Source organism: Hyphomonas sp. UBA4494, assembly GCF_002388935.1.
In the GTDB taxonomy this organism is placed as follows: domain Bacteria; phylum Pseudomonadota; class Alphaproteobacteria; order Caulobacterales; family Hyphomonadaceae; genus Hyphomonas.
Genome location: NZ_DGNK01000018.1, coordinates 1007 through 4882, shown reverse-complemented (window position 1 = coordinate 4882; position 3876 = coordinate 1007). Strand labels below are relative to the sequence as shown.

General features: G+C 53.5%; 6 protein-coding genes and 1 pseudogene (1 of these 7 running past the window's edge). 6 read left to right on the top strand and 1 reads right to left on the bottom strand.

The features are described from left to right. The 6 genes from B2P82_RS07185 to B2P82_RS07160 form a co-directional block, all read left to right on the top strand. Positions 1-454: ATPase, T2SS/T4P/T4SS family (locus tag B2P82_RS07185; RefSeq protein ID WP_290496080.1), on the top strand; the 454-nt coding region annotated here is incomplete at its 5' end. Beyond that, positions 451-1413 (top strand): type II secretion system F family protein, encoded by a 963-nt coding sequence (locus B2P82_RS07180; protein WP_290496078.1) that lies wholly within the window; start codon positions 451-453, stop codon positions 1411-1413. The genes B2P82_RS07185 and B2P82_RS07180, both read left to right, overlap by 4 nt. Positions 1414-1422: 9 nt before the next feature. After that, a complete protein-coding gene (locus tag B2P82_RS07175; RefSeq protein ID WP_290496076.1) occupies positions 1423-2376 on the top strand; it encodes a type II secretion system F family protein in 954 nt (317 codons plus the stop codon). 1 nt (position 2377) lies between these two features. After that, positions 2378-3031, top strand: a complete 654-nt coding sequence (locus B2P82_RS07170; RefSeq protein ID WP_422653698.1) for a tetratricopeptide repeat protein — start codon at positions 2378-2380, stop codon at positions 3029-3031. 8 nt (positions 3032-3039) lie between these two features. Then, the gene (locus B2P82_RS07165) at positions 3040-3255 is read left to right on the top strand and encodes a hypothetical protein (RefSeq protein WP_290496072.1); all 216 of its coding nucleotides are present in this window, start codon (positions 3040-3042) and stop codon (positions 3253-3255) included. A gap of 24 nt (positions 3256-3279) precedes the next feature. Then, positions 3280-3765 carry an A24 family peptidase gene (locus B2P82_RS07160; protein WP_290496071.1) on the top strand — a complete coding sequence of 162 codons (486 nt, stop codon included), beginning with the start codon at positions 3280-3282 and terminating at the stop codon, positions 3763-3765. A gap of 23 nt (positions 3766-3788) precedes the next feature. Here the strand turns inward: B2P82_RS07160 and B2P82_RS07155 are convergent. Further along, positions 3789-3876 (bottom strand): annotated as a pseudogene (locus B2P82_RS07155) (methyltransferase domain-containing protein) (its annotated part continues 347 nt past the right edge of the window); the annotation flags it as partial.

The following is a 3876-nucleotide window of genomic DNA, read 5'->3' as shown; positions in this document are numbered from 1 at the left end:
GCTCGGCGAGGTTCGCGGCGGCGAAGTGATCGACATGCTGCAAGCCATGAACACTGGCCATGATGGCTCCATGACCACCATTCACGCGAACGGCCCGCGAGACGCCCTGACCCGTCTTGAGCACATGACGGCAATGACCGGCTTTGACATTCCGACAAAGTCATTACGCGGTCAGATGGCCTCCGCCCTTCAGGTCGTCCTTCAGCTCCGGCGCTTTTCAGACGGCTCGCGCCGTGTTGTTTCCATCCAGGAAATCACTGGGCTCGAAGGCGACATCATTTCCATGCAGGAAATCTTCACCTACCGCCAGCGCGGCGTCGATAAGGAAGGCAAAGTCATCGGGCATCACACGCCTACAGGTATTCGTCCGAAATTCGCCGAACGCGCGCAGGAATTTGGCTATAATTTGCCTGAAAGCGTCTTCAAACCGGTGCGCATTGAGGCGACCGCATGACGTTATTCTACCAACTTCTCGCTATCGGAGGGACCCTTCTCGGCTTTTTTCTGCTGGTGGACGGCATTGCCTATATCCTCGCTAATACTGGCGGGCGCGGCGATTCACGTACAGGGCGGCGCCTTAATTTCGAAGAAGACGGCGAGCCTCAAGATCATATCGAAGTCATCGCACGGCAAGACGATGAACTAACGTCGCATACCGCCATTGGGCGTTACTTCGAAACTCTCGCGACGCGCGCAGACATTGCACTGCCGCCATACCGCATTTATTTCATGATTGTATTGCTGACGGTATTGTTGTTTGTCATTTTCATTCTGTTTCTGCCTTTCATCCCCAAGGCGCTGCTTCTCATCATTGCAGCGATTACGGCATCGGCGCTTCCAATCATGTACCTTAACGGCAAGGCGCAGGACCGGGTAAACAAATTTCAGGAGCAGTTCCCTGACGCACTCGACCTGATCGTACGCAGTCTGAAAGTCGGTCACCCTCTGAGCGCTGCTCTTTCTACAATCGCGAAAGAAATTCCGAACCCGCTCGGCGCAGAGTTCGAAATCGCCGCTCGTCAGGTCGCCTATGGCAAGAGCACGCCCGAAGCAATCAACGCCATCACGAAGCGCGTTAACCTGCAGGATGTTCGCTTTTTCGCGGTAGCGGTCCAGATCCATCACGAAGCAGGCGGTAACCTCGCTGAAATCCTGAGCGGGCTATCGACCATCATCCGCGGACGCTTCCAGCTCTTCCGCAAGGTCAAGGCGCTGACTGTTGAGGGTCGGTTCTCGGCCTGGTTCTTGTCGTTATTCCCTGTCGTGATGATCTTTGTGATGGCCGGGATGCAACCCGGTTACTATGAAAAAGTATCTGACTTTGCATACTTCCCGCACGCCGTCGTGTTCACATTCTTCTTGCTCGTCGTAAATGTCATTGCGATGAAAATGATGACCAAGCTGGAGGTCTGAGGAGACGATATGGTAACTATGATCCTTGCGCTCCTGATTGTATTGGCGCTTGCAAGTGCGGCTGTCCTATTCCTCTATTCAGGCGTCAATCAGTATTTCGTCCAGAACTCTCGCATGGCGAGACGCCTCAAGCCGGGATCACGCCTGTCAAGCGTTACAACCGGTGACGCGAAGCTGGTCCCAGATGAAGGTGTTCTGGAATCTGTTGAAAAATATCTGACTCCTAAAGATCCAAAGCGGCTTTCTCATGTTCAAAAGCAGTTGATGTTCGCCGGTTATCGCGATCCGTCCGCCGTTAAAACGTACTACGCATGGAAATGGGGTGTTGCGCTCGGCGGGCTTTTCTTCTCAAGCCTCGTTTTTGCAACGATGATGACCCGTGTCAGTCCGTTCCTGCCGATCGCGGGCATGATTCTCGTCGTCGTGTTTTCCTATTTCGCCGCTGATATGTGGGTGCTTCGTAAGCGGACCTATCGTCAGATGGATATGGAAAAATCCTTCCCGGATGCGCTTGATCTGATGCTTGTGTGCATCGAAGCCGGACATGGGCTCGATCAGGCCATGCATCGCGTCGCGAGGGAGTTGAACAAATCAGCGCCGGTGCTTTCCGAAGAGCTCTTGCTGATTGTAAACGAATTGCGTGCCGGCAAGATGCGCGACCGCGTTCTTTCCGATTTCGCGGAGCGTACGAACATTAGCGATATCGCCGCCTTCGTGACGGTCATCAAGCAAGCCGACAAGTTCGGCGTTTCCATTGCCGATACGCTTCGCGTTTACGCAAAGGAAATGCGCAATAAACGCTATATGCGCGCAGAGGAAAAGGCGAACATGATGCCAATCAAACTCGCGCTCGGCGCTATCGCATTCACCATTCCACCTGTTATCGTAATCCTTATCGGCCCGTCCGTAATTCTGATACTTCGCGAAATGGTCAAGGCCACCTCATCCGGAGGAGTATTCTAACATGCCAACGCGCAAATTATTTGCTACGCCAATCCGCCTGATCGCTGTCGGCACTGCATGTTTGATGGTTCAGGGATGTTTCGCCAGCTTCGGCGCGGCGAAACCGGAAGTTGCGCTCAAAGAATCCCTGCCGCCCGAAAACGTCATGAAATCAGGCTGGGAATATATGGATCAGCGCGCCTATGGCGCGGCTATCCAGTCATTCCGAATTGCTTTGCAAAATGAGCCTGACAATCAGGAAATTCAGTTTGGCCTTGCCGAAGCTTATCGTCACGCCGGACAACTGGAACAAGCTGAAAGCAAATATGCGGGCCTGATTGACAACCCGATTTACAGAAGTGGCGCTTTCACTGGCATCGGACACGTTAAGCTTTCGAGTTACGACACAGATGGGGCCTTTGAGATGTTCTCGGCTGCAGTCGCGGAAGACCAGACATCATGGAAAGCCTGGCTTGGCCTCGCGCAGCTCAGAGATCTGGCTAACAATTGGGGCGCTGCTGACGAAGCCTACCAAAGCGCGCTCAGCCATACGAGCGATAGAGNNATGGCGTTTCCATGCTGGCGCGTGGAGATGCCAAAACAGCACTTGTATATTTTGATATGGCGGAAGCAATCGCGCCACAATCGAAAAGAGTGCAAACCAATATCGAGCTAGCGCAGGCAATGCTGGACGATACAAAGCTTGGCAAAGACGAACACCTCGACAGTAAGACGCGGGCGCGCAAGCTGAACAACTACGGATATGTGGCGATGCTTCGCGGCGATCGTGAAGATGCAGAGCGATATTTTCTGGCAGCGATTGACACGCATCCGTCGTTCTACGCTGTCGCGCACAAAAACCTGCAAACGCTCAGAACCTCAAAGCCTCGCACTCAGTAGACCGCCATTGGCGCTGTTATCCTGATGATTTCATTAAGCGAGCTGATCTGGGCGGTTTTTGTACTATTTATTGCGGCCATCACTCTTATTGACGCTCGCACCTATCGCATACCCAATGTGATCCTGCTTGTGCTCGCGGCATTTGGGCTAGCGGCCATATTGCTGCTAACGCCAAGCACTGTATTAACACACCTTGTTGCAGCACTTGTCACGCTGGGCGTCGGATATCTGCTTTACACGACAACCGGATTTGGCGCCGGAGACGCAAAATTCTTCGCCGTCATCTTGCTCTGGTTCGGCGCAGCAGGCGTGATTCCTTTGTTATTCTGGTTTGGATTGTCTTGCGCTGTGCTGGTTGTCCTGCTTGCCATCGGCAGGCGCTTGCCGCTAGCCAATACAAAACTTGGCGCCTGGCGCCCGCTCCAGAAAGGCGCGCCCGTGCCGCTGGCGCTCGCCATCGGACCTGCAGCCATCATCGCCAGTACACAAATTTCAAATGGTCTTTGGTAACCCGCCGGGTCTTGGCGGAAGCATCAGCGTGGCTTGATAAACCTTACGAAGTAATTTTCTTCAAGGCCGTCAACTTCAACCGTTTCAGCATGTTCGAAGCCGGTGAATTCG